The organism is Salipiger mangrovisoli (assembly GCF_015223355.1).
Lineage (GTDB): Bacteria > Pseudomonadota > Alphaproteobacteria > Rhodobacterales > Rhodobacteraceae > Salipiger > Salipiger mangrovisoli.
On the sequence record NZ_JADFFK010000007.1, the window covers coordinates 159807 to 182224 of the forward strand.

Sequence of the window (22418 nt, forward strand, 5' to 3'; positions counted from 1 at the left end):
TCAGACCCAGTCCACGTCCCCAAGGAAGATATACCCCGCGCCGTAGATGGTCTTGATCAGCCGTGGGTTCTTCGGGTCCTCCCGAAGCTTCGTGCGCAGTCTCGAAATGCGGACATCCATCGCCCGGTCGAAGCTCTCGCCGGCCGCACCGCCCAGGCTTTCCTGCATGTGCGCGCGGGTGATCAACCGTTTCGGGCTTTCCAGAAACAGCCTCAGCACCTCGCCCTCGGCATGGGAGAATGGCGTTTCCTGGCCTTCGACATCCTCAAGCGCGTAGCGGTCGAAATGGGCGGTCCAGCCGGCGAAGCGCGCGGTCTCGCCATGGGAAGGCGCGCGCGGGCTGCGCAACCGGGCACGCACGCGGGCCACCACCTCGGCCGGATCGAAGGGTTTGATGATGTAGTCATCCGCCCCGAGTTCGAGCCCGGTGACCCGGTCCTGCACCTGCGCGCGGCCCGAGACGATGATCACCGTCGCCCCCTGCTCAAGCGCGAGCCGGTGCACGAGGCTCAGCCCGTCCCGGTCCGGAAGACCAAGATCGACAAGGCAGACGTCGGGCGTTGCGCGCTTCAGCGCTGCCTCGAACTCGGTGGCGCGCGCGAAGGCCACGGTGCGGAAGCCCGCTTCGGTCAGCGCCTCGGAGAGGATCGCCCGGATCGCCGGCTCATCGTCGAGGATGGAGATCAGCGGCGCGCTCATTCGGGCACGCCGCCCAGGAATGCCGCGAGCTGGCCCTCGGTGAAGGGCTTGGCAATCACCGGCGCTGCGGCCTCGGCGGCCTGACGGCGCGGATCGCCAGGCGGCAGCGAGGTCATCAGGCGCACATCGAGGCCGGGCAGGGCGGCCGGCAGCGCCGACCCCGGCTCGTCGCCCTCCAGCAGCAGGTCCGACAGAACGAGGTCGAGAGCAAGCCCGTCTGCCAGGACCCGCGCCTCGGCGACCGAGCTGGCCTCGACCACCGCATGGCCCAGCCCGGTGAGCATCTCGCGCAGCTGTTCGCGCAGGTCCTGATCGTCCTCGACCAGCAGCGCCAGCCCTCTCGGCCTGCCTGGCTCTGCAATGGCGCGGCGCAGGGGCAGCCGCAAGGTCACCCGCGCGCCGGGGTTGTCCTTTGGGCCGTTGCCGATCTTGATCGTGCCCCCCGCGAGCTTGACCATGTCGTAGACCATGGCCAGCCCCAGCCCGGAACCCGCGCCGCCCTTGGTGGTGAAGAAGGGGTCGAGCCCGTGTTCGAGCGCCTCTGCCGAGAACCCCGGCCCGCTGTCGCTGACCGCCAGTTCGAGCCAGGTGTCCTTGACCGTGCGCAGCGCGATGCGGATGCGCCCGCCGGCCCCGCCGCAGGCATCCCGCGCGTTCAGAACGAGGTTCAGCGCCGCGTCCTGCAAGAGCCCGCGGTCAAGCAGGAAAGACCCCTCTGGCGCGGTCGCGATCTCCAGCGTCATCTGCTCGGGCAAGGCGGGCCGGGTGAGCAGTTCGAGGTCGTGCAGGAACTCCGTGGCCACCACCGCCTCGGGCGTCCAGGCGCGGTGCGAGGTGATCCCGGCGATCCGGTCGAGCAGGTCGCCGCCGCGCCGCGCCGCCTGCAAGGTGCCGGCGGCGAGCTGCGCCGCCTCGGGCGGCAAGTCCAGCCGGGCGAGCTTCGACTGCATGCCGAGGATGATGGTCAGCAGGTTGGAGAAGTCATGCGCCAGTCCCGAGGTGAGCTGCGCCGCCAGCTCGCGCCGCCGCGCGTGTTGCAGCGCCGCACGGGCCTGGGTCTCCTCCGTCACGTCGAGCGAGAGGATATAGACCCCGCGCTCGGCCGGGTCGGGGGTGAAGACCGCGCGGATGCGCCGCGATGAGCCATCGTCGGTGAACTCGAAGATGCTCTGCTGACCGCCAAGCGCGCGCTCGAGGTGCGGCCGCACCTTGGCATAGGCCGGCCCAAGGGCTTCGGAGATATGCAGCCCGGCGATCTCCGAGGGCCGCCCCGGCATCACCTGCGACAGGCGGCGGTTGGAATAGGTGTAGCGGCCCGCCGCATCGACCCGCGCGATATGGGCCGGCATCATCTCGGTGGTCAGCCGCGTGCGCGCCTCCATCTCGGTCAACTCGCGCCGCGCCTCCTCGAGCGCGGCATTGGTCGCAGCGAGCTGGCGGTTGCTGGCCGCCAGCGCCTCGGCGCGCCGGATGACCTCTTCCGACAGCAGCTCGGAACGGGTGCGCAGCAGCTCCTCCTGCGCCTTCACCGCGGTGATGTCGGTATAGACCGTGACCCAGCCACCCTGCGGCAGCGGCGCGCCCTCGACCGAGATCACCCGGCCGTTGGCGCGGGTGCGCTCCATGTAGTGCGGCGCGAAGGCGCGCGCCTGATCGACCCGCGCGCGTATGAAATCCTCGGGCTCGTCCACCGTTCCGTATTCGCCCGCGTCCACCAGGTGACGGATGGTGTCTTCGAAACTGGCACCGGGCCGGGTCAAGCGCTCGGGCAGGTCGAACATCTTCGCGAAGGGGCGGTTGCAGACAGCCAGTGTCAGCTGCCGGTCATAGATCGACAGCGCTTGCTGGATCAGGTTCAGCCCCGCCTGAGTGAGCGCGTCCTTGTCCATGAAATCTCCTCCGCCCCAAGCGCTAGCACCTCGCCGCGCCGGAGAGAAGCCCGCCGCGACGTCGCAGCGCGCGTCCATCGCGTCTTCTCGTGTCACATACGCCCACCCGATGCTGCCAGGGGACGACCGCCGGGCAGAGACGCGCGGACCCGCCGTTACAATTCGTTAGATTCGCGCAAAGATCACGAAAACATTGACGCTCAGGCTGGGCGAACCCCTTAATGGGGCTGACTCGCAAAATGCGCGTCCCGAGCTGCGGAGGAGGTGGCTCGGGACGTCCGGCAAACCGGGAGCCTAGGGAGGAGACACTTTGGCTTACATGTCCGAGGGCGCAGCTGGTCTGCGCTCCGTTCCGGCCCTGTTGAAGCGCAACGCCGAAAGCTTTGCAGACCGTCCCGCCTATCGGGAGAAGGAGTTCGGCATCTGGCAAAGCTGGAGCTGGGCCGAGACGCAGGAAGAGATCGAGGCTTTTGCGCTGGGGTTGATCAACCTCGGCGTGGCACGGGGCGACCACATCGCGGTGATCGGGCGCAACCGGCCGACGCTCTACTGGTCGATGGTCGCCGCGCAGATGGCCGGAGCCGTGCCGGTGCCGCTTTACCAGGATGCCGTCGCCGACGAGATGGACTACGTCCTGAAGCACTGCGGCGCGCGCTTCGTCATCGCCGCGGATCAGGAACAGGTCGACAAGGTGATCGAGATCCAGCCGGGTCTGCACCAGTTCGAGCACATGATCTACGTCGACCCGCGCGGCATGAGGAAATACGACCACCGTGCATTGCATGACTACGCCCATGTGCAGGCGCAGGGCCGCGCTGCCCGTGACGAGCTGATCGGCGAACTCGAGGCGCGGCGCAGCGCGCTTGGCTATGATGACACCTGCGTGATGCTCTACACCTCGGGCACCACCGGCAAGCCCAAGGGCGTGGTGCTGTCGAACCGCAACATCATCGAGACCGCCAAGGCCTCGTCGGAGTTTGACCACCTGACCCCCGGCGAGGAAGTCCTGGCCTATCTGCCGATGGCCTGGGTGGGCGATTTCATCTTCTCGATCGGTCAGGCCTATTGGAATGGCTTCTGCGTCAACTGCCCCGAGTCCGCCGAGACGATGATGACCGACCTGCGCGAGATCGCACCGAGTTATTATTTCGCGCCGCCAAGGGTTTTCGAGACACAGCTCACCCAGATCATGATCCGGATGGAGGATGCGGGGGCGGTCAAGCGCAAGCTCTTCCACCACTTCCTCGGCCATGCCAAGGTGGTGGGTCCGAAGATCCTCGACGGCAGGCCCGTCGGGATGATGGAGCGGCTGAAATACGCGCTTGGCGAATTCATGGTCTACGGGCCGCTGAAGAACACCCTCGGCTTTTCCCGCGTCCGCGTCGGCTACACCGCAGGCGAGGCGATCGGGCCGGAGATCTTCGATTTCTACCGCGCGCTGGGGATCAACCTCAAACAGCTCTACGGCCAGACGGAGGCCTCGGTCTTCATCACCCAGCAGCCCGACAACGAGGTGCGGCCCGACACCGTCGGCGTGCCGTCGCCCGGCGTCGAGATCCGCATCGCCGAGAGCGGCGAGGTCTTCTATCGCTCGCCCGGTGTCTTCGTCGAGTATTACAAGAATGCCGAGAGCACCGCGGGCACCAAGGACGCCGAGGGCTGGGTCGCCACCGGCGACGCGGGCTTCATCGAGGAGGCGACGGGTCACCTGCGGATCATCGACCGTGCCAAGGACGTGGGCAAGATGGCGGACGGTGCGCTCTTTGCGCCGAAATACGTCGAGAACAAGCTGAAGTTCTATCCCAACATCCTCGAGGCCGTGGTCTTCGGCAATGGCCGCGACCGCTGCACCGCCTTCATCAACATCGACCTGACGGCGGTGGGCAACTGGGCCGAGCGCAACAACATCGCCTATGCCTCCTACCAGGAGCTGGCGGGGCATCCGAAGGTGCTCGACGCCATCCAGAGCCATGTCGAGGAGGTGAACGCCTCGGTGGCGCAGGACGAGATGCTCTCGGGCTGCCAGATCCACCGCTTCCTCGTGCTGCACAAGGAGCTGGATGCCGACGACGGCGAGTTGACGCGCACCCGCAAGGTGCGGCGCAACATCATCGCCGAGAAATACGCCGACCTGGTGACCGCGCTCTATGACGGCTCGGAGAGCATCTACACCGAGACCGAGGTCACCTACGAGGACGGGCGCAAGGGACGGATCAGGGCGACGCTGGCGATCCGCGATGCGCAGGTGGTGCCGGTGGCGCCCATGCGGGTGGCGGCGGAATGATGGACGGGTCGGGTCTGAGTATTTCCGGGAAAGATGAAAGGCAGGGTGCCGTGAAAGATGCCAGCAAGGACGGGGGCTACGTCACCGAGGACGGGCGGCAGATCGGCGGCGTGCTGATGGAGCTGCGCAACATCACCCTGAAGTTCGGCGGGGTGGTCGCGATCAAGGACATCTCCTTCGACATCCGCGAGGGGGAAATCCGGGCGATCATCGGGCCGAACGGGGCGGGCAAGTCCTCGATGCTCAACATCATCTCGGGGTTCTACACGCCGTCCGAGGGCGAGCTCTGGTACAAGGGAGCGAAGCGCCCGCCGATGAAGCCTTACGAGGTGGCACGGCTGGGCGTGGCGCGGACCTTCCAGAACATCGCGCTCTTCGAGGGGATGACGGTGCTCGACAACGTCATGACCGGGCGGCTCACGCACATGAAGGCGGGGATTGCGAGCCAGGCGCTCTGGTGGGGCAAGGCGCGCGACGAGGAGATCGCCAATCGCGAGATCGTCGAGAAAGTCATTGATTTTCTTGAGATACAGAGCATTCGCAAGACGCCGGTGGGGCGGCTGCCCTACGGCCTGAAGAAGCGGGTGGAGCTGGCGCGGGCGCTGGCCGCCGAGCCCTCGCTGCTGCTGCTCGACGAGCCGATGGCGGGGATGAACGTCGAGGAAAAGGAGGACATGAGCCGCTTCATCCTCGACGTGAACGACGAGTTCGGCACCACCATCTGCCTGATCGAACACGACATGGGCGTGGTCATGGACCTCTCGGATCGGGTGGTGGTCATGGACTACGGCAAGAAGATCGGGGACGGCCCGCCGGGCGAGGTGCGGAGCAATCAGGACGTGATCGACGCCTATCTCGGCGTGGCGCATTGAAGGAGCAGGCGACATGCTGAACGACATCTTCATAAAGCCCTTTGCCGACATGTTCGCGGCACCGGACTTCCTGCTGCAGGTGCTCTGGGAAGGGCTCGTCTCGGGCATTCTCTACGCGCTGATCGCACTCGGCTTCGTGCTGATCTTCCGCTCGAGCCGGATCTTCAACTTCGCGCAGGGGATCATGGTGGTCTTCGCGGCGCTGACCCTCGTCGGCTTGCATGCCATGGGAATCCCCGCCTGGATCAGCGTCGGGCTGACGCTGGCGGTGATGTTCGTGCTGGCGGTGACCATCGAGCGGGTTGTGCTGCGGCCACTGGTCGGCCAGCCGGACATCATCCTCTTCATGGCCACCATTGGCATCACGCTCTTCCTGATCGGCTTCGGCGAGATCATCTTCGGGGGCGAGAACAAGGTGATGATCACCGAGGAGCTGGGCATTCCCACGGACTCGGTGGTGCTGGAGCCCTGGGGCGGGCTGCTGATCCTCGAGCAGAAGGACATCACGGCGGTCGTGGTCGCGGGGCTGCTGGTGGTCGCATTGCTCCTGTTCCTGGGCAAGACCCGCATGGGCCGCGCCATCCGCGCGCTTGGCGACGACCACCAGGCGGCGCTCTCGGTCGGCATCTCGCTGCAGACGATCTGGGTGCTGGTCTGGTTCATCGCGGGCATCATCGCGCTGGTCACCGGCATCGCCTGGGGGGCGCGTGCTGGGGTGAGCTTCGCCTTGGAAGTCATTGCTTATAAAGCGCTTCCTGTTCTTATGTTGGGCGGGCTCGAAAGCATCACCGGGGCGATCATCGGTGGGCTGATGATCGGCATGCTGGAGAAACTCTTCGAGATCTACTGGGGCCAGCCGCTGATGGGCGGCAACACCGAGACCTGGTTCGCCTTCGTGCTGGCGCTGATCGTGCTGCTGTTCCGCCCGCAGGGGCTGTTCGGAGAGCGCATCATCGAAAGGGTGTAGACGGGCTCCCGCCGGGGGACTCGAGAGGGAGCCTCCGGCGGGAGTATTTTGGGAAAGATGAAAGCCGGCGGGAGGCGGGCTTTCGCGAGGACCGAGCGGAGGACGGCGGAATGGCGAAACTGGTGGCGATCCTGAACGTGGTGGCCTGGGCGGGCTTCTGGGCCTTCGGCTATCTCGCCCTGACCGGGGCCGAGGGCCGCGTGCTTCCGGCGCTCTTGCTGGCGGCGGTGGGCGGCGGGGCCGGTCTCTGGGCCTGGTTCTGGCTGGTGCGGCACTCGGAGGTGACGGGCTATGCCGTGCCGCCGAAGCGCGCCTACCCGGAGGAGACGCACGGACCCGCCTGACGGCGTTCCGGCAGAGACAAGAAGGCCGCGTGATCGGGGAAGAGGAGCCCCGGACCCGCGGCAGGGCCTGAAGGAGCGGCGCAGAGGCGCCGGGAGAGGGAGAAACCGATGCTCTATCGCACGGCGGGGCAATTCAAGACGAGCTACAAGTCGGACATGGCGCTGTTCCCGGTCCGCCAGGACGCGGTGCTGCTGATGGTGATCCTCGGCTTCGCCTGGGTGGTGTTCCCGCTCACGGCCAGCGAGTTCGCCTTCCAGACATTGCTGATCCCGATCCTGATCTACGCGCTGGCGGCGCAGGGGCTGAACATCCTGACCGGCTACGCCGGGCAGCTGTCGCTGGGCACCGCGGCCTTCATGGGGGTCGGTGCCTATGCCTGCTACAAGCTGGTGACGCTGTTCCCCTGGATGAACCCGGTGATTGCCATCCTGCTGTCGGGCATCTTCAGCGCGGGCGTGGGGGTCGCCTTTGGCATTCCCTCCTTGCGGATCAAGGGCTTCTACCTCGCAATTGCCACGCTGGCGGCGCAGTTCTTCCTGGTCTGGCTGTTCGAGAAGTGGGGCTGGCTCTACAATTACAACGCCTCGGGCGCGATCCAGGTGCCGAACCTCGACATGTTCGGGCTCTACGTGGCGGGGCCGCAGGCCAGCTCGATCGTGCAGTATTACGTGGTGCTTGCGGTGGTCACGCTGATGACCCTGCTCTGCATCAACCTCACCCGCGGCACCCTGGGGCGGAGCTGGAAGGCAACGCGCGACATGGACATCGCTGCCGAGCTCATCGGCATCAACCTGATGCGCTCGAAGCTCACCGCCTTTGCCGTCTCGTCCTACGTGGTGGGGGTCGCGGGCGCGCTCTTCGTCTTCATGTGGCGCGGCGCGGCCGAGCCCAATCTCTTCGACATTCCGCTGAGTTTCCGCATCCTCTTCATCGCCATCATCGGCGGGCTTGGGTCGATCCTCGGCAACTATCTGGGCGCGATCCTGATTGTCGGCCTGCCGGTGATGCTGGGCACGGTGCCGCAGGCGCTGGGGCTGCCGATCAGCTCGGCCACGGTCGAACATCTGAACATCATGATCGTCGGCGCGCTCATCGTCTTTTTCCTGATCATCGAGCCGCACGGGCTGGCGCGCCTCTGGGCGCTGATCCGGGAGAAGCTGATCATCTGGCCCTTCCCGCATTGAGGAGGTGCGGGCCGGGCTTTCCACATCATCGAAGATCTCAGGGAGGAGACAGGATGAAGACGTTGACCAGACTGGCGGGGGCCGCGGCGCTGGGTGCGCTGCTCGCCGGAGGCGCCATGGCCGAGGGGCTCTACGCGCCGAACCTCGCCTACCGCACGGGTCCCTTTGCCGCCACCGGCATCCCGCTGATGAACGGGCAGAAGGACTACATGGAGCTGATGAACGCCCGTGACGGCGGCATCGGCGGCATCGCCATCGACTTCGACGAGTGCGAGACCGGCTATTCCACCGAGAAGGGCGTCGAGTGCTACGAGAAGACCAAGGGCAAGGCGATCGTGACCCAGCCCTGGTCCACCGGCATCACGCTGCAGGTGCTGCCGAAGACCAACGTCGACGAGATCCCGATCCTCGCGCCCGGCTACGGCTTCTCGCCGATGGCCGACGGCAAGGTGTTCCAATGGGCGTTCAACACGCCGCTGAGCTACTGGGACGGGGCTTCGATCCTGATCAAGTACCTGGGCGCGCAGGGCGATCTGAAGGGCAAGAAGATCGCCTTCCTGCACCTCGACCACCCGTTCGGCAAGGAGCCGCTGCCCTATCTCGAGGCGGCCGCCGAGGCGCAGGGCTTCGAACTGCTGCCGATCCCGGTCGGTCTCAAGGAGATGCAGAACCAGTCGGCGCAATGGCTGCAGATCCGCCGCGAGCGGCCCGACAACGTGATCATGTGGGGCTGGGGCGCGATGAACGCCGGCGCCATCACCGAGGCGGTGAAGACCAAGTACCCGATGGAAAACATGCTGGGTGTCTGGTGGGCCGGTCATGATGCCGACCTCAAGATCGTCGGCGAGGCCGGCAAGGGTTACAAATCGGTGAGCTGGTCCTTCCCCAACCCCGAGGCGCCGATCATGGCCGACCTGCAGAAATACGTGGTCGAGCCGGGCAAGACGCAGAGCAACGCGGAAGAGATGTCGGGTGTCTTCTACTCGCGCGGCCTCGTCATCTCGATGATCCTCGGCGAGGGCATCCGGGTGGCACAGGAGCACGCCGGCAAGCCCGAGATCACCCCTGCGGACCTGCGCTGGGGGCTCGAGAACCTGAACATCACCGAAGAGCGCCTCGATGAACTCGGGATGACCGGCATGGTGCCGCCCTTCTCGACGTCCTGCGACAACCACACCGGCCACTCGGGCGGGTGGATCCTCGAATGGGACGGCGAGAAATTCGTCAAGGCGACGGATCTCATCATGCCCGACGCGGATATGATCGCCCCGCTCGAGACGAAGGCGGCGATGGAATACGCCGATGCCAACCAGCCCTGGCCGGTGAACGACGCCTGCGGCGGCTGACCTGACATGCCCGGCGGCGGCGCGGGTGTCGCCGCCGGATTTCGCGTATTTGGGAAGAGAAGAAGATGCTGGACGGAGTGCGACCGGACGAGACCTCTGCCCGCGACGGCGCGGCGCGCGAGACCCTGCTCGAGGTCAACAATATCGAGGTCATCTACAACCACGTGATCCTCGTGCTGAAGGGGGTCTCGCTCTCGGTGCCGCGCGGCGGGATCACTGCGCTTCTGGGTGGCAACGGCGCGGGCAAGACCACGACACTGAAGGCGATCTCGAACCTGCTGCACTCCGAGCGCGGCGAGGTGACCAAGGGAACGATCTCGTATCGCGGTGAGCGGGTGCAGGACCTCGATCCGGCGGCGCTGGTCAAGCGCGGGGTGATCCAGGTGATGGAGGGGCGGCACTGCTTCGAGCACCTGACGGTGGAAGAGAACCTGATGACCGGGGCCTTCACGCGGCGCGACGGGAAAGCCGCCGTGCTGCGCGATCTCGAGATGGTCTACGAATATTTCCCGCGGCTGAAGGAGCGGCGGAAGTCGCAGGCCGGCTACACCTCGGGCGGCGAGCAGCAGATGTGCGCCATCGGCCGGGCGCTGATGTCGCGGCCCGAGATGGTGCTGCTGGACGAGCCTTCGATGGGGCTGGCGCCGCAGCTGGTGGAGCAGATCTTCGAGATCGTGAAGGCGGTGAACGAGGGCGAGGGTGTCTCGTTCCTGCTGGCCGAACAGAACACCAACGTCGCGCTGCGCTACGCGCATTACGGCTACATCCTCGAGAACGGCCGGGTGGTGATGGACGGGCCCGCGCAGGCGCTGCGCGAGAACCCGGACGTGAAGGAATTCTACCTCGGCATGTCCGACGAGGGCCGGAAATCTTTCCGCGACGTGCGCTCCTACCGCCGCCGCAAGCGGTGGCTGGCGTGAATGCGCGCCTTCCTTGCTCTGCCGCTGCCCGAGCCGCTGATCCCGCCTCTGCTGGCGGTGCAGGAGGCCGTGCCGGTGGGGCGGGCGGTGCCCGAGGAGAACCTGCATGTGACGCTGGCCTTCCTCGGCGACGTCGAGGATGCCGAGCTGCAGGAGTTGCACCTCGAGCTGGAGGGGCGGGCGCTGCCGGGCTGCTGGCTGCGGGTGTCGGGGCTGGAGAGTTTCGGCGGGCGCGCGCCCAGGTTGCTGGCGGCAGAGATCGCGCCCGATCCGGGTCTTGCGGCGCTGCAACTGCGCGTGCAGCAGGCCTGCCGCGCAGCGGGGGTTGCGCTCGAGCGGCGGCGGTTCCGGCCGCATGTGACCTTGATGCGCTTCGGCGCAGGGCTGCGCGGCGAGGCGTTGGCGCGGTTTGACCGCGCGGTGGCGGGGCAGGTTGCGCTGACCACCGGGGCGGCGGCGGCGGCGGAGCTGCGGCTCGTCGCCTCGACGCTGACCCCCGAGGGGGCGCTTTACGAGACATTGGCAGCCTATGCGCTGCCGCACCCGCCCGGCGATGCCGGGGCCGGGGAGGGTTAGGACTGGGCTGAAGAAGGGAGGCTCGGATGAGCAGCTACTACGACGATCTCGAGACCCGCAGCGCGGCGGAGCGCGCATCGGCGCTGGCCGGGGCGCTGCCGGGGCAGGTCGCCCGCGCGCAGGCGCTGCCGGGCTACGCGGAGCTTCTCGCGGGGGTGGATGCGGCGCGCGTCACGACGCGCGAGGCACTGGCGGCGCTGCCGGTGCTGCGCAAGTCCGAGCTTGGCGCGGCGCAGAAGCGCGCGGCGCCCTTCGGCGGCTTTACCAGCCGGCCCGCCGCCGGGTTTGCCCATATCTTCCAGTCGCCCGGGCCGATCTACGAGCCGGGTGGGAGCGAGCGCGACTGGTGGCGGCTGGGGCGTTTCCTGCATGCAGCAGGCATCGGTGCGGGCGACATCGTGCAGAACTGCTTCGGCTATCACCTGACACCCGCCGGGATGATCTTCGAGAGCGGCGCGCGGGCGGTGGGGGCGGCGGTGCTGCCCGCCGGCACCGGCCAGACCGAGCTGCAGGTGCAGGCGGCGGCGGACATCGGTGTGACCGCCTATGCCGGGACGCCCGATTACCTGAAGATCATCCTCGACAGGGCCGAGGCCATGGGGGTGGAACTGGCGATCCGCAAGGCGGCGGTCTCGGGCGGGGCGCTGTTCCCGTCGCTGCGGGAGTTCTACGCCGAGCGAGGGATCGCCTGCCTGCAGTGCTATGCCACCGCCGACCTGGGGCTCATCGCCTATGAGACGCCGAGCATGGAGGGGATGATCGTCGACGAGCGGGTGATCGTCGAGATCGTCACGCCCGGCACCGGCGATCCGGTGGCCGAAGGCGAGGTCGGCGAGGTGGTGGTGACCACGCTCAACCCCGACTACCCGCTGATCCGTTTCGCCACCGGTGACATGTCTGCCGTGTTGCCGGGTGTCAGCCCCTGCGGACGGTCGAACATGCGCATCAAGGGCTGGATGGGCCGTGCCGACCAGACGACCAAGATCAAGGGCATGTTCGTGCGCCCCGAGCAGGTGGCGGCGCTGGTGGCGCGCCATGCCGAGATCGGCCGGGCCCGCGTGGTGGCCAGCCGCGAGGGCGAGATGGACGTGATGACCGTGCGGATCGAGACCTCGGGGCAGGGCGAGGCCCCCGATGCCGGGGCCTTCGAGGCGAGCGTGGCGGAACTGCTGAAGCTCAAGGGCAAGGTCGAACTTGTGCCGCCCGGCGGGCTGCCACGCGACGGCGTGGTGATCGAGGATGCGCGCAGCTACGAGTGAGGGGTCAAGGCATCACGATGTGCGGTGCAAAATGCTTTGAAGGACTTTGCACTCAGCGCAGCAGCGACGAGTAAAGCAGCAGGCCCCAGGGCTCCAGCGCCTTGTGGACCTGCGCCCAGCCGGTGCCGAAGGTGATCGGGTCGATGCTGGCAGACTGTGCGATTTCGGTCAGGCTGCGGCGGCCGTCGATCCCCGCGAGCAGCGGCGCGGTGCCCTTGGGCAGCACCAGCGTGGCCTCGGCCCCGGCCATCTTCACCGGCAGCGGACGTCCCTGCGCCACGGCCGTCGCCAGCGCTGCGCGCTGCACGCCCCGCAGGTGGGGGATCAGCTTGCGGTCCGTGGGCGCGGCCCTGGTGGGTTCCGCCTCGGCGGGCACGGCATAGGCGGTGTGCATGCGGATCGTGCCGCGCAGCTTCTCGGCAATGGCCATCTGGGTGGCGGGGTCCATGCGCTCGGGCACCTCGGTGAGCTGCGCCAGATCGTAAAGCGCGGGAGTGGTGAAACCTGCGAGACGCCAGCCGGCCCGGTCCAGGGTGGCGAGCAGCTCGGGCACCGTGTAGCTGCGGTCCTGCCCGTGCAGCAGGAGGTCGTAGAAGCCCGCATCAGAGGCGTGGTGATCGCCGAGGTTGCGGTTGGCGGCGAAGGGATGCCCCGCGGGCAGTTCGGCGACGAGGCGCTGCGCGCGGGCCAGCCGCTCCTGCGGTGGCAGCCCGTCGAAGAGCGCGCCGAAGGCCTCCTGCAGCGGGTAGACGCCCGACCGGCCATAGGGCGCGTAGACCATGAAACCGAGCCCGCCTCCGGCGGCGAGCGCGGCGCGCAGGGCGCTGAAACCGGCCTCGGGCTCGGGCAGGTGATGCAGCACGCCGCAGCAGTCGATGTAGTCGAAGCTGCCGAAGACGGGCGCGTCCAGCAGGCTGGCGGTGTGGAAGGTGATGCCGGTGAGACCGCGCACCTTGGCGCGTTCCTCGGCCACGGCGCGCGAGGCGGTGGAGAGGTCGAGATAGGTGATTTCGTAGGGCCGTTTCGCGGCGGTGAGCAGCGTGGCGAGCTGGATCAGCCCGTCACCGGTGCCGCCCCCGGCGACCAGCACGCGCAGCGGCCGTGTCCAGTCGCGCGCGCCGCGCCAGAGCCAGTGGTCCATTTCCAACGGATGCGAGGGCGAGCCGGTGATCAGCCGGGTCTTTTCGTCCTTCGGGTCGCGCGCGGGGTAGGGGTAGCTTTCGTACTGCTCTTTGACCGTGACCATGCGCGCTCCCTCTCCTGCGGGAACTTGTGGCATGGCATCGCTGAAAGGCCAAGGCTTATCGAGACTTGCGGGCGATCTCGAGCTTCGTTTCGAGCAGCGACATGTCTTGGATGAGACGGCGGCGCTGATCGCGGTCAGCGGTCTCGCGCAGCGCGTCGCGCAGGGCCGAAAGCTCGCGCGAGAGCGCCACTGCCTGCGGCACGGCGCCGTTGTCCCTGAGGATGCGTGTCAGCACGGCGTTTTCCGGATCGTCGCAGTCGGGCAGCCGTTGCCCAGCGCCGGGCAGGTTGTCAAAGGCCCCCTCGGCCTCGGCCTTGGCGATACGGGCGTTGATCAGGTCAATGAGCGGGTGATCCATGGCGATGCCGTGTTTGTGGGGAACGGGCCGAGCATAGCGCGGCACCGGCCGTGGCAAAAGGGGGCGCTGCCCAACAGATATCTGCCGCGCCCGCTTTTGGAGTGGCAGGGCCGTCGCCCGTGACGGCTCGGAAACCGTCCGCGACCTTGCTGTCCTTTTGTCAGACCTTGATCGCATGCGCGGCGGCGACCGCATCTTCGAGACCCACAGTCGAAGTGCCCGCCGTGACGTCCATCTTTGCAGGAATGATCGAAGCCGGAGCCATGCGGATGCGACGGCCCACCGTCAAGTCTCTGCCACCTTTGGTCCAACGCATGGATAGGGTTCCTCCCGCCTTCTACGAAGTCCCCGTAAAAGACCGCTTGACAGAAATTGGAACGTTCCATTAGATCGTTCCAATGGAACGTTCCATATCGGGTTGTTCCGAGTCTTGGGAGGACGACAGTGGCTTGGGCATTCGCGGGCGCCAGCACGATTGGCGGCCAGTACATGATCGACGCGGTTCGCGCGCAGACAGAGGGCCGGGTGGACTGGGTCGTCAGCGGGAATGCGGACCATGCGGCCGGCTACGCAGGGCGCTACGGCATCGCGAACTGGACGACGGCCCTTGAGGACGCCCTTGCCGATGATGCCGTGACCTCCGTCTACATCTCGTCCACCAACGAGAAGCATTTCGGCCAGGCGATGGCGGCGATCGCCGCCGGGAAGCATGTCCTGTGCGAAAAGCCTCTTGCCATGACGGCGGAGGAAGCTTCGGCGATGGTGGTGGCTGCCCGGGATCGGGGCGTCATTCTGGCAGTCAATCACCACCTGCGCTCTGCCGGCAGCCATCGCGCGATCCGCGCGCTGATCGCATCCGGACGCCTGGGCCGCATCCTGTCGCTGCGGGTTTTCCACGCGGTCCATCTGCCCGAGCATCTGCGCGGCTGGCGGCTCGATGATGCGTCCGCGGGCGGCGGCGTCATCGCGGACCTGACCGTCCACAACGCCGATACGGTCCGGTATCTCGTTGGCGAGGACCCGGTGTCCGTCGTGGCCGAAACGGCATCCACGGGCATGGGAAAAGGGGTCGAGGACTCGGCCATGTCGGTCTGGACGATGCCTTCCGGCATCATGGTCTTCAGCCACGAGAGCTTCACCCACCCGCACAGCGCCTCGGGCATCGAGGTTCACGGCACGGAAGGGTCGGTCATCGCGCGGGGCGTCATGGCCCAGGATCCCGTCGGGGAGATCGAGCTGGTCACCTCGGCGGGCCGGGAGACGGTGCCGTTCGACAAGTCCGGCCTGTACGAAGCCGTTGTCCGGGATTTCGAGCTGGCAGCCGCCACCGGTGCCGAACCGGCCGCGTCCGGGGCGGATGGGCTCAAATCACTTCAGGTCGCCATCGCCGTCCGGGAGGCGGCGCGAACCGACAGGCGCCTGGCTGTCACTTACGGAGAAGTTCAATGAGCAAGGTTGTGCCCGCGGCGGAAGCGGCTGCCCGAATTCCGGACGGTGCGATCGTCACGGTCTCGTCCTCATCGGCGCTGGGGTGCCCGGACCTGGTCCTTCAGGCGATCGGCGCGCGGTTCGACGAAAGCGCGCATCCCAGGGACCTGACAACCATCCATCCGATCGCCGCAGGCGACATGTACGGGGTCAAGGGCGTGGACCACATCGCCAAGGACGGGTTGCTTTCGCGGATCCTCGGCGGCTCGTATCCGTCTGGTCCGTCGTCGAAGCCCATGCCCGAGATCTGGAAGATGATCGTCGAGAACCGGGTGGCGGCGTACAATGTGCCCTCGGGCATCCTCTTCGACATGAACCGCGAGGCGGCGGCGAACCGTCCCGGCGTGTTGACGAAGGTCGGCCTGGACACCTTTGTCGATCCCCGGCGCGAAGGCTGCGCGATGAACGAACTTGGTGCTGAAGCACCCATCGTGCAGCGCGTCGAGTTCGGTGGAGAGACCTGGCTGCATTTCCCGAACCTCGTTCCGAACGTCGCCATCATCCGGGCCACCACGGCCGACGAGTTCGGCAACCTGACCTATGAACACGAGGGCGCCTATCTTGGCGGCCTCGAGCAGGCGATCTGCGTGCGGAACCACGGCGGGCTGGTCATCGCCCAGGTCAGCCGCGTGACGAAGCGCGGCTCGCTCCGGCCGCATGATGTCCGGGTGCCGGGTCATCTGGTCGATCTGGTCGTCGTCGATCCGCATCAGAAGCAGACCTGCGAGACATCTTACGATCCCGCGATCTCGGGGCAGGTCATGCGACCCTGGGACAGTTTCAGCCTTGCCGAGCCGGGGGTCGAGAAGGTCATCGCCCGGCGCGCGGCACTCGAGCTGAAGCCGGGCATGTCGGCGAACCTCGGCTTCGGCATCTCGGCCATGGTGCCGCGCATCCTGCTGGAGGAGGGCCATCCCGACGCCGTCACCTGGGCGATCGAACAGGGCGCGGTCGGCGGCATGCCCCTGACGGATTTCGCCTTTGGCTGCGCCTCGAACGCCGACGCCTATGTCCCGTCGCCGCAGCAGTTCATCTACTTCCAGGGCGGCGGCTTCGATGTGTCGTTCCTGTCCTTCCTGGAGGTCGATGTCGCAGGCAACGTCAACGTCTCGAAGCTGGGCAAGAAGCCCTACCTGACGGCCGGCTGCGGGGGCTTCGTCGATATCACGGCAGGGGCAAGGAAGATCGTCTTTTCGGGGTGGTTCGAGGCGGGCGCGAAGGTGGAGCTGCGCGAAGACGGCGTGCACATCGCGGCGCCCGGCAAGTTCACCAAGATGGTCGAGGCGGTCGAGCACGTGACCTTCTCGGGGGAGCGGGCGCGCGAGCTGGGGCAGGAGATCCTCTATGTCACCGAGCGCTGCGTCATCCGCCTGACGGCCGAGGGGCTGGTCGCGACCGAGATCATGCCGGGGATCGATCCCGAGCGCGACATCGTCGCGGCCTCGGGCGGGCGGGTCAGCTTGGCCGCCGATGCCATCACCCTGCCGCTTTCGCTCCTGTCGGATGCGCCGATGGGGTGGGGCCAATGAGCGCCGTCCACCTTTCCCGGCGCGACCGGATCGTCGAGCTTCGCCTGGACAATCCCGCGAAGCTGAACGCCTTCACGGTCGAGATGCTGGCGCAGCTTGCGGCGCATCTGGAGGCGATCGAGCGCGATGCATCCATCGCGGCCGTGATGCTGACCGCCGAGGGGGACAGGGCCTTTTGCACCGGGGCGGACATCAACGGTTGGGGGGACCTGAGCCCGGCCGAGTTCGCCCGTCACTGGGTGCGCGACGGCCACCGCATCTTCGACCGGCTGGCGCGGTTGTCCAAACCGACCGTGGCGGTGCTGAACGGCCATGCCTTTGGCGGCGGACTGGAGCTGGCGGCGGCCTGCGACATCCGCGTCATGGCACCGAACGCGGCCTTGGCGCTGCCCGAGGCGGGGGTGGGCATCGTGCCCGGCTGGTCGGGAACGCAGCGGCTGCAGCGGCTGCTGCCCGAGCCGATGGTCAAGGAGATGGCCCTGTTCGGGCACCGCATCAAGGCCGAGCGGGCGCTGGCTTGCGGCTTTGTCGCGGCGGTGGACGAGGACCCGCGGGCGGCGGCCGATGCCTTGCTGGCCAGGGCCGTCACCCTGTCGCCGCGCGCCGTCGAGATCTCGAAGTCGATGATCCACGCCGCCGCGGGCGAGGACCGCGGCGCGATGGTCGAGGCACTTGGGAGCGCGGCGATCGCCGCCACAGCCGACAGGCAGGAAGGCGTCGCCGCATTCCGCGAGAAACGAAAGCCGGAATTTTCGGGAACCTGACAATGAACGATCTTCTGCACATCATCTCTGAGCCGGCCCTGAACGTGCCAGCTTCGCCGTACCAGGCGCGACACTTCATCGACGGCGCCCTGGTGGACAGCGCGGACGGGCGCAAATCCGATCGCAGGTCGCCGTCGCATGGCGTCGTCGTCAGCCAGGCTGCCCTCGGCGGCGTCGCGGAAACCGAAGCCGCGATAGCGGCCGCGCGCAGAGCCTTCGACGACGGCCGTTGGAGCAGGCTGTCGGGCAAGGACCGTGCCCGCGTCCTGAACAAGGTCGCCGACCTGATCGAGCGCAACGAGGAGCGGCTCGCGCTTCTGGAAACGCTGGAAAGCGGCAAGCCGATCTCGCAGGCACGGGGCGAATGCGGCGGCGCCGCGGACCTCTGGCGCTATGCCGCATCGCTGGCGCGCACATCGCACGGCGACAGTCACAACACCCTCGGCCCGGACATCCTCGGGGTCGTGGTCAAGGAGCCGATCGGCGTCGTCTCGATCATCACGCCCTGGAACTTTCCCTTCTGGATCCTCAGCCAGAAGCTGCCCTTCGCGCTGGCCGCCGGCTGCACCTGCGTGGTCAAGCCGTCCGAGATGACGCCTTCGACGACCGCGATGCTTGCCGAGCTGCTGGCCGAAGCCGGCTTGCCGGCGGGCGTGTGCAACATCGTCCTCGGCCATGGCGATCCGGTCGGCAGCCTGATGACCAGCCACCCCGAGGTGGACATGGTCAGCTTCACCGGGTCCACGGCGGTCGGCAAGCGCATCACCGCGACGGCCGGCCAGTCCCTGAAGAAGGTCGCGCTGGAGCTGGGTGGCAAGAACCCGCAGGTGATCTTCCCCGACGCGGACCTCGAGACCGCCGCCGACGCGGTGACCTTCGGCATCTATTTCAACGTCGGCCAGTGCTGCAATTCCTCGAGCCGGATCATCGTCCACGAGGACATCGCGGATGCCTTCGTCGACCGGGTGGTCGCGCTGTCGCGCAAGGTGGCGTTCGGCAATCCGCTGCACCCGGACACGCAGGTCGGCGCCATCGTGACCCCCGAGCACCGCGAGAAGATCGACGGCTACGTCAGGGCGGCGCAGGAGGCTGGGGCGGAGCTGTGCCTGGGCGGAGCGGGGCTGTCGGTGCCGGGCCTCGGCGACCAGTTCTACCAGCCGACGGTGATCCGCCGCGTGACGCCGGACATGGCCATCGCCCGCGAGGAGGTCTTCGGCCCGGTGCTGTCGGTGCTGACCTTTGGCAGCTTCGACGAGGCCATCGCGCTGGCGAACGACGCGACCTACGGCCTTTCGGCCGGGGTCTGGAGCGAGAACGTCCACACCTGCCTCGAGTTCTGCCGCCGCGTGCAGGCCGGGACGGTCTGGACCAACACCTGGATGGATGGCTTCCCCGAAATGACCTTCGGCGGCGTCAAGCAGTCCGGCCAGGGGCGCGAGATCGGAAGCTACGGCTTCGACGAATTTCTCGAGGTGAAATCGATGGTGCTGCGGCTGGGCCGCACCAGGGTGCCTTGGGTCAGGAACACCTGAGCCGGAACAGGCCAGGCAAAGCCAACGCAGACAGGAGGAGAACCAAATGCGTAGGTATCTTGGAGGAGCGGCATCGCTTTTGGCGGCGCTGATGGTGACGAGCAGCATGGCGCGTGCCGCCGATGTCGAGGTGCTGCACTGGTGGACCTCGGGCGGCGAGGCCGCGGCGCTGAACGTGCTGAAGGACAAGCTTCAGAGCCAGGGCATCACCTGGAAGGACATGCCGGTCGCGGGCGGTGGCGGCACCGAGGCGATGACCGTCCTGCGCGCGCGCGTGACGGCCGGAAACCCGCCGACCGCGGTGCAGATGCTGGGCTTCGACATCCAGGACTGGGCCAAGGAAGGCGCGCTCGGCAATCTGGACGAGGTCGCCTCGGCCGAGGGATGGGACGCGGTGGTTCCCGAAGCCCTGCAGCGCTTTTCGAAATACGACGGGCACTGGATCGCGGCGCCGGTCAACGTCCACTCGACCAATTGGGTCTGGGCCAACAAGTCGGTCCTAGACGGCCTTGGTATCGCGGAGCCGAAGACCTGGGACGAGTTCATCGCCGCGCTTCAGAAGGTCAAGGACGCGGGCAAGGTCGCGCTGGCGCACGGCGGGCAGCCCTGGCAGGACGCCACGCTGTTCGACGGGGTCGTGCTGGCCACTGGCGGCGTCGACTTCTACAAGAAGGCCTTTGTCGAGCTCGATCCGGAAGCGCTGGGATCGGACACGATGAAGCAGGTCTTCGACCGCATGACCGTGCTGCGCGGCTTCGTCGACGACAACTTCTCGGGGCGGGACTGGAATCTGGCCTCGGCGATGGTCATCAAGGGCGATGCCGCGTTCCAGATCATGGGCGACTGGGCGAAGGGCGAGTTCCTGAAGGCGGGCAAGGTGCCCGACGAGGATTTCCTGTGCTTCCGCGTGCCCGGCTCCGAGACCGCCGTCAGCTTCAACTCGGACCAGTTCGCCATCTTCGCCGTCTCGTCCGACGATGCCAGGAAGGCCCAGGCGACGATGGCGTCCGACATCATGAGCCCGGATTTCCAGATCGCCTTCAACAAGGTGAAAGGGTCCGTCCCGGCCAGGACCGACGTTCCGAAGGATGACTTCGACGCCTGCGGGCAGAAGGGGATGGAGCAACTTGCCGCCGCGAACGAGGCCGGCACGCTGGTCGGGTCGATCGCCCACGGGCACGCGAACCCCGCGGCCGTCAAGAACGCGATCTACGACGTCGTCACCGCCGAGTTCAACGGCGAGTACGACAGCGCGACCGCCGTCGAGGAACTGGTGACCGCTGTCGAGATCAACAAGTGATCTGACCTCGGCCGGGGGAGGGCGAGGTCGCTCTCCCCCTACAGCGCAGGGATACCCAAAATGGCATCAACCACAGACACTCACAGGGACGTTCCCCAACGGGCGGGCAGCGACTGGCTGCGCGACGCGCTCCCCAAACTCGTCCTCAGCCCGAGCCTCGCGATCGTTCTGGTGTTCGTCTACGGGTTCATCCTGTTCACCGTCTACCTGTCGTTCACCGACAGCCGCATCCTGCCGTCCTACGGCTGGGTCAGCTGGCTGAACTACGACCGGCTGTTCTCGATCCGCGAATGGAAGATCGCCGTCGTCAACCTGCTGATCTTCGGCGCGCTGTATATTGTGATCTGCTGCGTGCTCGGGCTGGCGCTGGCGATCCTGCTGGACCAGAAGGTGCGCGCCGAGGGCTTCATCCGGACGATCTACCTCTACCCGATGGCGCTGAGCTTCATCGTCACCGGCATCGCCTGGAAATGGTTCCTCGACCCTGGCATCGGCCTGCAGGCCGTGGTGCGGTCCTGGGGCTGGGAGAGCTTTACCTTCACCTGGATCAAGGACAGCGACATGGCGATCTACACCATCGTCATCGCCGCCGTCTGGCAGACCTCGGGTTTCGTGATGGCGATGTTCCTGGCCGGTCTGCGCGGCATCGACAACGAGGTGATGAAGGCGGCCCAGATCGACGGCGCCTCGAGCTTCGCGCTGTACAGGCGGATCGTCATTCCGCAACTGCGCCCCGCCTTCATGTCCGCCTTCGTCGTGCTGGCGCACATGGCGATCAAGTCCTACGACCTGATCATCGCGCTGACCGGCGGCGGCCCCGGAACGGCGACCTCGATGCCCGCGACCTTCATGTATTCCTACACCTTCACCCGGAACCAGATGGGGATCGGTGCGGCCTCGGCTACGATCATGATGATGTCGATCGCGGCGATCATGGTTCCGTACATCTATTCCGAACTGAGGGAGAAGAAGTGATGGCTGGCTCTTCGGCTTCCCAGCAGGTGGTCCGCACCGGCGCCGGGGCGCGGTTCGTGATCTACACGATCCTGATCCTGTTCTGCCTCTACTACCTGGTCCCGCTCTACGTCATGGTGGTCAACTCGTTGAAACCGCTGGGCGAGATCACCTCGGGCGGGATGATGTCCCTGCCGCGCGAATGGACGCTGGCGCCTTGGCACAGCGCCTGGTCCACGGCCCAGGTCGGGGTCGAGGCGACCGGTCTGCGGCCGTTCTTCCTGAACTCCATCCTGATGGTGGTGCCCGCCGTCGCGCTGTCGACGTTCTTCGGGGCGCTGAACGGCTACGTGCTGACCAAGTGGCGCTTCCGCGGAGACACCCTTGTCTTCGGGCTGCTGCTGTTCGCCTGCTTCATCCCGTTCCAGATGGTGCTGATCCCGATGGCGCGGATGCTCGGCCTGATGCACGCCGCCGGTACCGTGCCGGGACTGATCTTCGTGCACCTGGTCTACGGCATCGGGTTTTCGACCCTGTATTTCCGCAACTACTACCAGCAGTTCCCGACCGAGCTGGTCCGGGCGGCGATGATAGACGGCGCGGGCTTCTTCACCATCTTCCGCCGCATCATGCTTCCGGCGTCGGGGCCGATCGCGGTGGTCTGCATCATCTGGCAGTTCACCAACATCTGGAACGACTTCCTGTTCGGTGCCTCGTTCTCGGACTTCGACAGCCAGCCGATGACCGTCGCGCTGAACAACCTGGTCCAGTCCTCGACGGGCGTGAAGGAATACAACGTGCATTTCGCCGGGGCGATCCTGGCCGCTCTTCCCACCCTCTTCGTCTACATCGTCGCCGGCCGGTTCTTCGTCCGCGGTCTGATGGCAGGCTCCGTGAAAGGATGAT

General features: G+C 66.9%; 21 protein-coding genes. 16 read left to right on the plus strand and 5 right to left on the minus strand.

Annotation, left to right across the window (positions count from 1 at the left end; all coding sequences use genetic code 11):
• Positions 1 to 699, minus strand: a complete 699-nt coding sequence (locus IQ782_RS11165; protein ID WP_194134713.1) for a response regulator transcription factor — start codon at positions 697 to 699, stop codon at positions 1 to 3.
• The gene (locus tag IQ782_RS11170; protein ID WP_194134714.1) at positions 696 to 2588 is read right to left on the minus strand and encodes a PAS-domain containing protein; all 1893 of its coding nucleotides are present in this window, start codon (positions 2586 to 2588) and stop codon (positions 696 to 698) included. The genes IQ782_RS11165 and IQ782_RS11170 overlap by 4 nt, the downstream gene beginning before the upstream one ends.
• Positions 2589 to 2907: 319 nt before the next feature.
• Between IQ782_RS11170 and IQ782_RS11175 the strand changes: the two genes are divergently transcribed.
• The 9 genes from IQ782_RS11175 to IQ782_RS11215 all read left to right on the plus strand — a co-directional run bounded on the left by IQ782_RS11175 (position 2908) and on the right by IQ782_RS11215 (position 12341).
• Complete coding sequence (locus tag IQ782_RS11175) at positions 2908 to 4872, plus strand: AMP-binding protein (RefSeq protein WP_194134829.1); 1965 nt, start codon at positions 2908 to 2910, stop codon at positions 4870 to 4872.
• A gap of 116 nt (positions 4873 to 4988) precedes the next feature.
• Positions 4989 to 5744: an ABC transporter ATP-binding protein gene (locus IQ782_RS11180; protein ID WP_420832641.1), complete on the plus strand. Its 756-nt coding sequence runs from the start codon at positions 4989 to 4991 to the stop codon at positions 5742 to 5744.
• Between the two features lie 13 nt (positions 5745 to 5757).
• Complete coding sequence (locus IQ782_RS11185) at positions 5758 to 6711, plus strand: branched-chain amino acid ABC transporter permease (RefSeq protein ID WP_194134716.1); 954 nt, start codon at positions 5758 to 5760, stop codon at positions 6709 to 6711.
• A 110-nt stretch (positions 6712 to 6821) separates the two neighbouring features.
• On the plus strand, positions 6822 to 7055 hold the full coding sequence (locus IQ782_RS11190; RefSeq protein WP_194134717.1) for a hypothetical protein: 234 nt from the start codon (positions 6822 to 6824) through the stop codon (positions 7053 to 7055).
• 108 nt (positions 7056 to 7163) lie between these two features.
• Entirely contained in the window at positions 7164 to 8240 is a 1077-nt protein-coding gene (locus tag IQ782_RS11195; RefSeq protein ID WP_194134718.1) for a branched-chain amino acid ABC transporter permease, read from the plus strand.
• A 53-nt stretch (positions 8241 to 8293) separates the two neighbouring features.
• Entirely contained in the window at positions 8294 to 9586 is a 1293-nt protein-coding gene (locus tag IQ782_RS11200) for an ABC transporter substrate-binding protein (protein ID WP_194134719.1), read from the plus strand.
• 65 nt (positions 9587 to 9651) lie between these two features.
• Positions 9652 to 10506: an ABC transporter ATP-binding protein gene (locus IQ782_RS11205; RefSeq protein ID WP_194134720.1), complete on the plus strand. Its 855-nt coding sequence runs from the start codon at positions 9652 to 9654 to the stop codon at positions 10504 to 10506.
• A complete protein-coding gene (thpR, locus tag IQ782_RS11210) occupies positions 10507 to 11082 on the plus strand; it encodes an RNA 2',3'-cyclic phosphodiesterase (RefSeq protein WP_194134721.1) in 576 nt (191 codons plus the stop codon).
• Positions 11083 to 11108: 26 nt separating this feature from the next.
• Positions 11109 to 12341, plus strand: coding sequence for a phenylacetate--CoA ligase family protein (locus IQ782_RS11215; protein WP_194134722.1), 1233 nt, complete (start codon positions 11109 to 11111; stop codon positions 12339 to 12341).
• 52 nt (positions 12342 to 12393) lie between these two features.
• Here IQ782_RS11215 and IQ782_RS11220 read toward each other — a convergent pair whose 3' ends face one another.
• The 3 genes from IQ782_RS11220 to IQ782_RS11230 form a co-directional block, all read right to left on the minus strand.
• Positions 12394 to 13587 (minus strand): class I SAM-dependent methyltransferase, encoded by a 1194-nt coding sequence (locus tag IQ782_RS11220; protein ID WP_194134723.1) that lies wholly within the window; start codon positions 13585 to 13587, stop codon positions 12394 to 12396.
• Between the two features lie 55 nt (positions 13588 to 13642).
• A complete protein-coding gene (locus IQ782_RS11225; RefSeq protein WP_194134724.1) occupies positions 13643 to 13945 on the minus strand; it encodes a DnaJ family domain-containing protein in 303 nt (100 codons plus the stop codon).
• Positions 13946 to 14105: 160 nt separating this feature from the next.
• Positions 14106 to 14261 carry a hypothetical protein gene (locus IQ782_RS11230; protein WP_194134725.1) on the minus strand — a complete coding sequence of 52 codons (156 nt, stop codon included), beginning with the start codon at positions 14259 to 14261 and terminating at the stop codon, positions 14106 to 14108.
• A gap of 128 nt (positions 14262 to 14389) precedes the next feature.
• Between IQ782_RS11230 and IQ782_RS11235 the strand changes: the two genes are divergently transcribed.
• The 7 genes from IQ782_RS11235 to IQ782_RS11265 are packed head-to-tail and all read left to right on the plus strand — an operon-like array spanning position 14390 to position 22417.
• Complete coding sequence (locus IQ782_RS11235; protein WP_338092574.1) at positions 14390 to 15394, plus strand: Gfo/Idh/MocA family protein; 1005 nt, start codon at positions 14390 to 14392, stop codon at positions 15392 to 15394.
• Complete coding sequence (locus tag IQ782_RS11240; RefSeq protein ID WP_194134726.1) at positions 15391 to 16962, plus strand: acyl CoA:acetate/3-ketoacid CoA transferase; 1572 nt, start codon at positions 15391 to 15393, stop codon at positions 16960 to 16962. The genes IQ782_RS11235 and IQ782_RS11240 overlap by 4 nt, the downstream gene beginning before the upstream one ends.
• Complete coding sequence (locus IQ782_RS11245) at positions 16959 to 17726, plus strand: enoyl-CoA hydratase/isomerase family protein (RefSeq protein WP_194134727.1); 768 nt, start codon at positions 16959 to 16961, stop codon at positions 17724 to 17726. The genes IQ782_RS11240 and IQ782_RS11245 overlap by 4 nt, the downstream gene beginning before the upstream one ends.
• A gap of 2 nt (positions 17727 to 17728) precedes the next feature.
• Positions 17729 to 19258: an aldehyde dehydrogenase family protein gene (locus IQ782_RS11250; protein WP_194134728.1), complete on the plus strand. Its 1530-nt coding sequence runs from the start codon at positions 17729 to 17731 to the stop codon at positions 19256 to 19258.
• A gap of 46 nt (positions 19259 to 19304) precedes the next feature.
• Complete coding sequence (locus tag IQ782_RS11255; protein ID WP_194134729.1) at positions 19305 to 20558, plus strand: ABC transporter substrate-binding protein; 1254 nt, start codon at positions 19305 to 19307, stop codon at positions 20556 to 20558.
• 60 nt (positions 20559 to 20618) lie between these two features.
• Positions 20619 to 21533, plus strand: a complete 915-nt coding sequence (locus tag IQ782_RS11260; RefSeq protein WP_194134730.1) for a carbohydrate ABC transporter permease — start codon at positions 20619 to 20621, stop codon at positions 21531 to 21533.
• Positions 21533 to 22417, plus strand: a complete 885-nt coding sequence (locus IQ782_RS11265; protein ID WP_194134731.1) for a carbohydrate ABC transporter permease — start codon at positions 21533 to 21535, stop codon at positions 22415 to 22417. Before IQ782_RS11260 ends, IQ782_RS11265 begins: the two co-directional genes overlap by 1 nt.
• Position 22418: the final 1 nt, after the last annotated feature.

Excerpts from the sequence above, each read along its gene's own strand:
- IQ782_RS11165 (WP_194134713.1), bottom strand. The coding sequence starts at position 699 with ATGAGCGCGCCGCTGATCTCCATCCTCGACGATGAGCCGGCGATCCGG.
- IQ782_RS11170 (WP_194134714.1), bottom strand. The coding sequence starts at position 2,588 with ATGGACAAGGACGCGCTCACTCAGGCGGGGCTGAACCTGATCCAGCAA.
- IQ782_RS11175 (WP_194134829.1), top strand. The coding sequence starts at position 2,908 with ATGTCCGAGGGCGCAGCTGGTCTGCGCTCCGTTCCGGCCCTGTTGAAG.
- IQ782_RS11180 (WP_420832641.1), top strand. The coding sequence starts at position 4,989 with ATGGAGCTGCGCAACATCACCCTGAAGTTCGGCGGGGTGGTCGCGATC.
- IQ782_RS11185 (WP_194134716.1), top strand. The coding sequence starts at position 5,758 with ATGCTGAACGACATCTTCATAAAGCCCTTTGCCGACATGTTCGCGGCA.
- IQ782_RS11190 (WP_194134717.1), top strand. The coding sequence starts at position 6,822 with ATGGCGAAACTGGTGGCGATCCTGAACGTGGTGGCCTGGGCGGGCTTC.
- IQ782_RS11195 (WP_194134718.1), top strand. The coding sequence starts at position 7,164 with ATGCTCTATCGCACGGCGGGGCAATTCAAGACGAGCTACAAGTCGGAC.
- IQ782_RS11200 (WP_194134719.1), top strand. The coding sequence starts at position 8,294 with ATGAAGACGTTGACCAGACTGGCGGGGGCCGCGGCGCTGGGTGCGCTG.
- IQ782_RS11205 (WP_194134720.1), top strand. The coding sequence starts at position 9,652 with ATGCTGGACGGAGTGCGACCGGACGAGACCTCTGCCCGCGACGGCGCG.
- thpR (WP_194134721.1), top strand. The coding sequence starts at position 10,507 with ATGCGCGCCTTCCTTGCTCTGCCGCTGCCCGAGCCGCTGATCCCGCCT.
- IQ782_RS11215 (WP_194134722.1), top strand. The coding sequence starts at position 11,109 with ATGAGCAGCTACTACGACGATCTCGAGACCCGCAGCGCGGCGGAGCGC.
- IQ782_RS11220 (WP_194134723.1), bottom strand. The coding sequence starts at position 13,587 with ATGGTCACGGTCAAAGAGCAGTACGAAAGCTACCCCTACCCCGCGCGC.
- IQ782_RS11225 (WP_194134724.1), bottom strand. The coding sequence starts at position 13,945 with ATGGATCACCCGCTCATTGACCTGATCAACGCCCGTATCGCCAAGGCC.
- IQ782_RS11230 (WP_194134725.1), bottom strand. The coding sequence starts at position 14,261 with ATGCGTTGGACCAAAGGTGGCAGAGACTTGACGGTGGGCCGTCGCATC.
- IQ782_RS11240 (WP_194134726.1), top strand. The coding sequence starts at position 15,391 with ATGAGCAAGGTTGTGCCCGCGGCGGAAGCGGCTGCCCGAATTCCGGAC.
- IQ782_RS11245 (WP_194134727.1), top strand. The coding sequence starts at position 16,959 with ATGAGCGCCGTCCACCTTTCCCGGCGCGACCGGATCGTCGAGCTTCGC.
- IQ782_RS11250 (WP_194134728.1), top strand. The coding sequence starts at position 17,729 with ATGAACGATCTTCTGCACATCATCTCTGAGCCGGCCCTGAACGTGCCA.
- IQ782_RS11255 (WP_194134729.1), top strand. The coding sequence starts at position 19,305 with ATGCGTAGGTATCTTGGAGGAGCGGCATCGCTTTTGGCGGCGCTGATG.
- IQ782_RS11260 (WP_194134730.1), top strand. The coding sequence starts at position 20,619 with ATGGCATCAACCACAGACACTCACAGGGACGTTCCCCAACGGGCGGGC.
- IQ782_RS11265 (WP_194134731.1), top strand. The coding sequence starts at position 21,533 with ATGGCTGGCTCTTCGGCTTCCCAGCAGGTGGTCCGCACCGGCGCCGGG.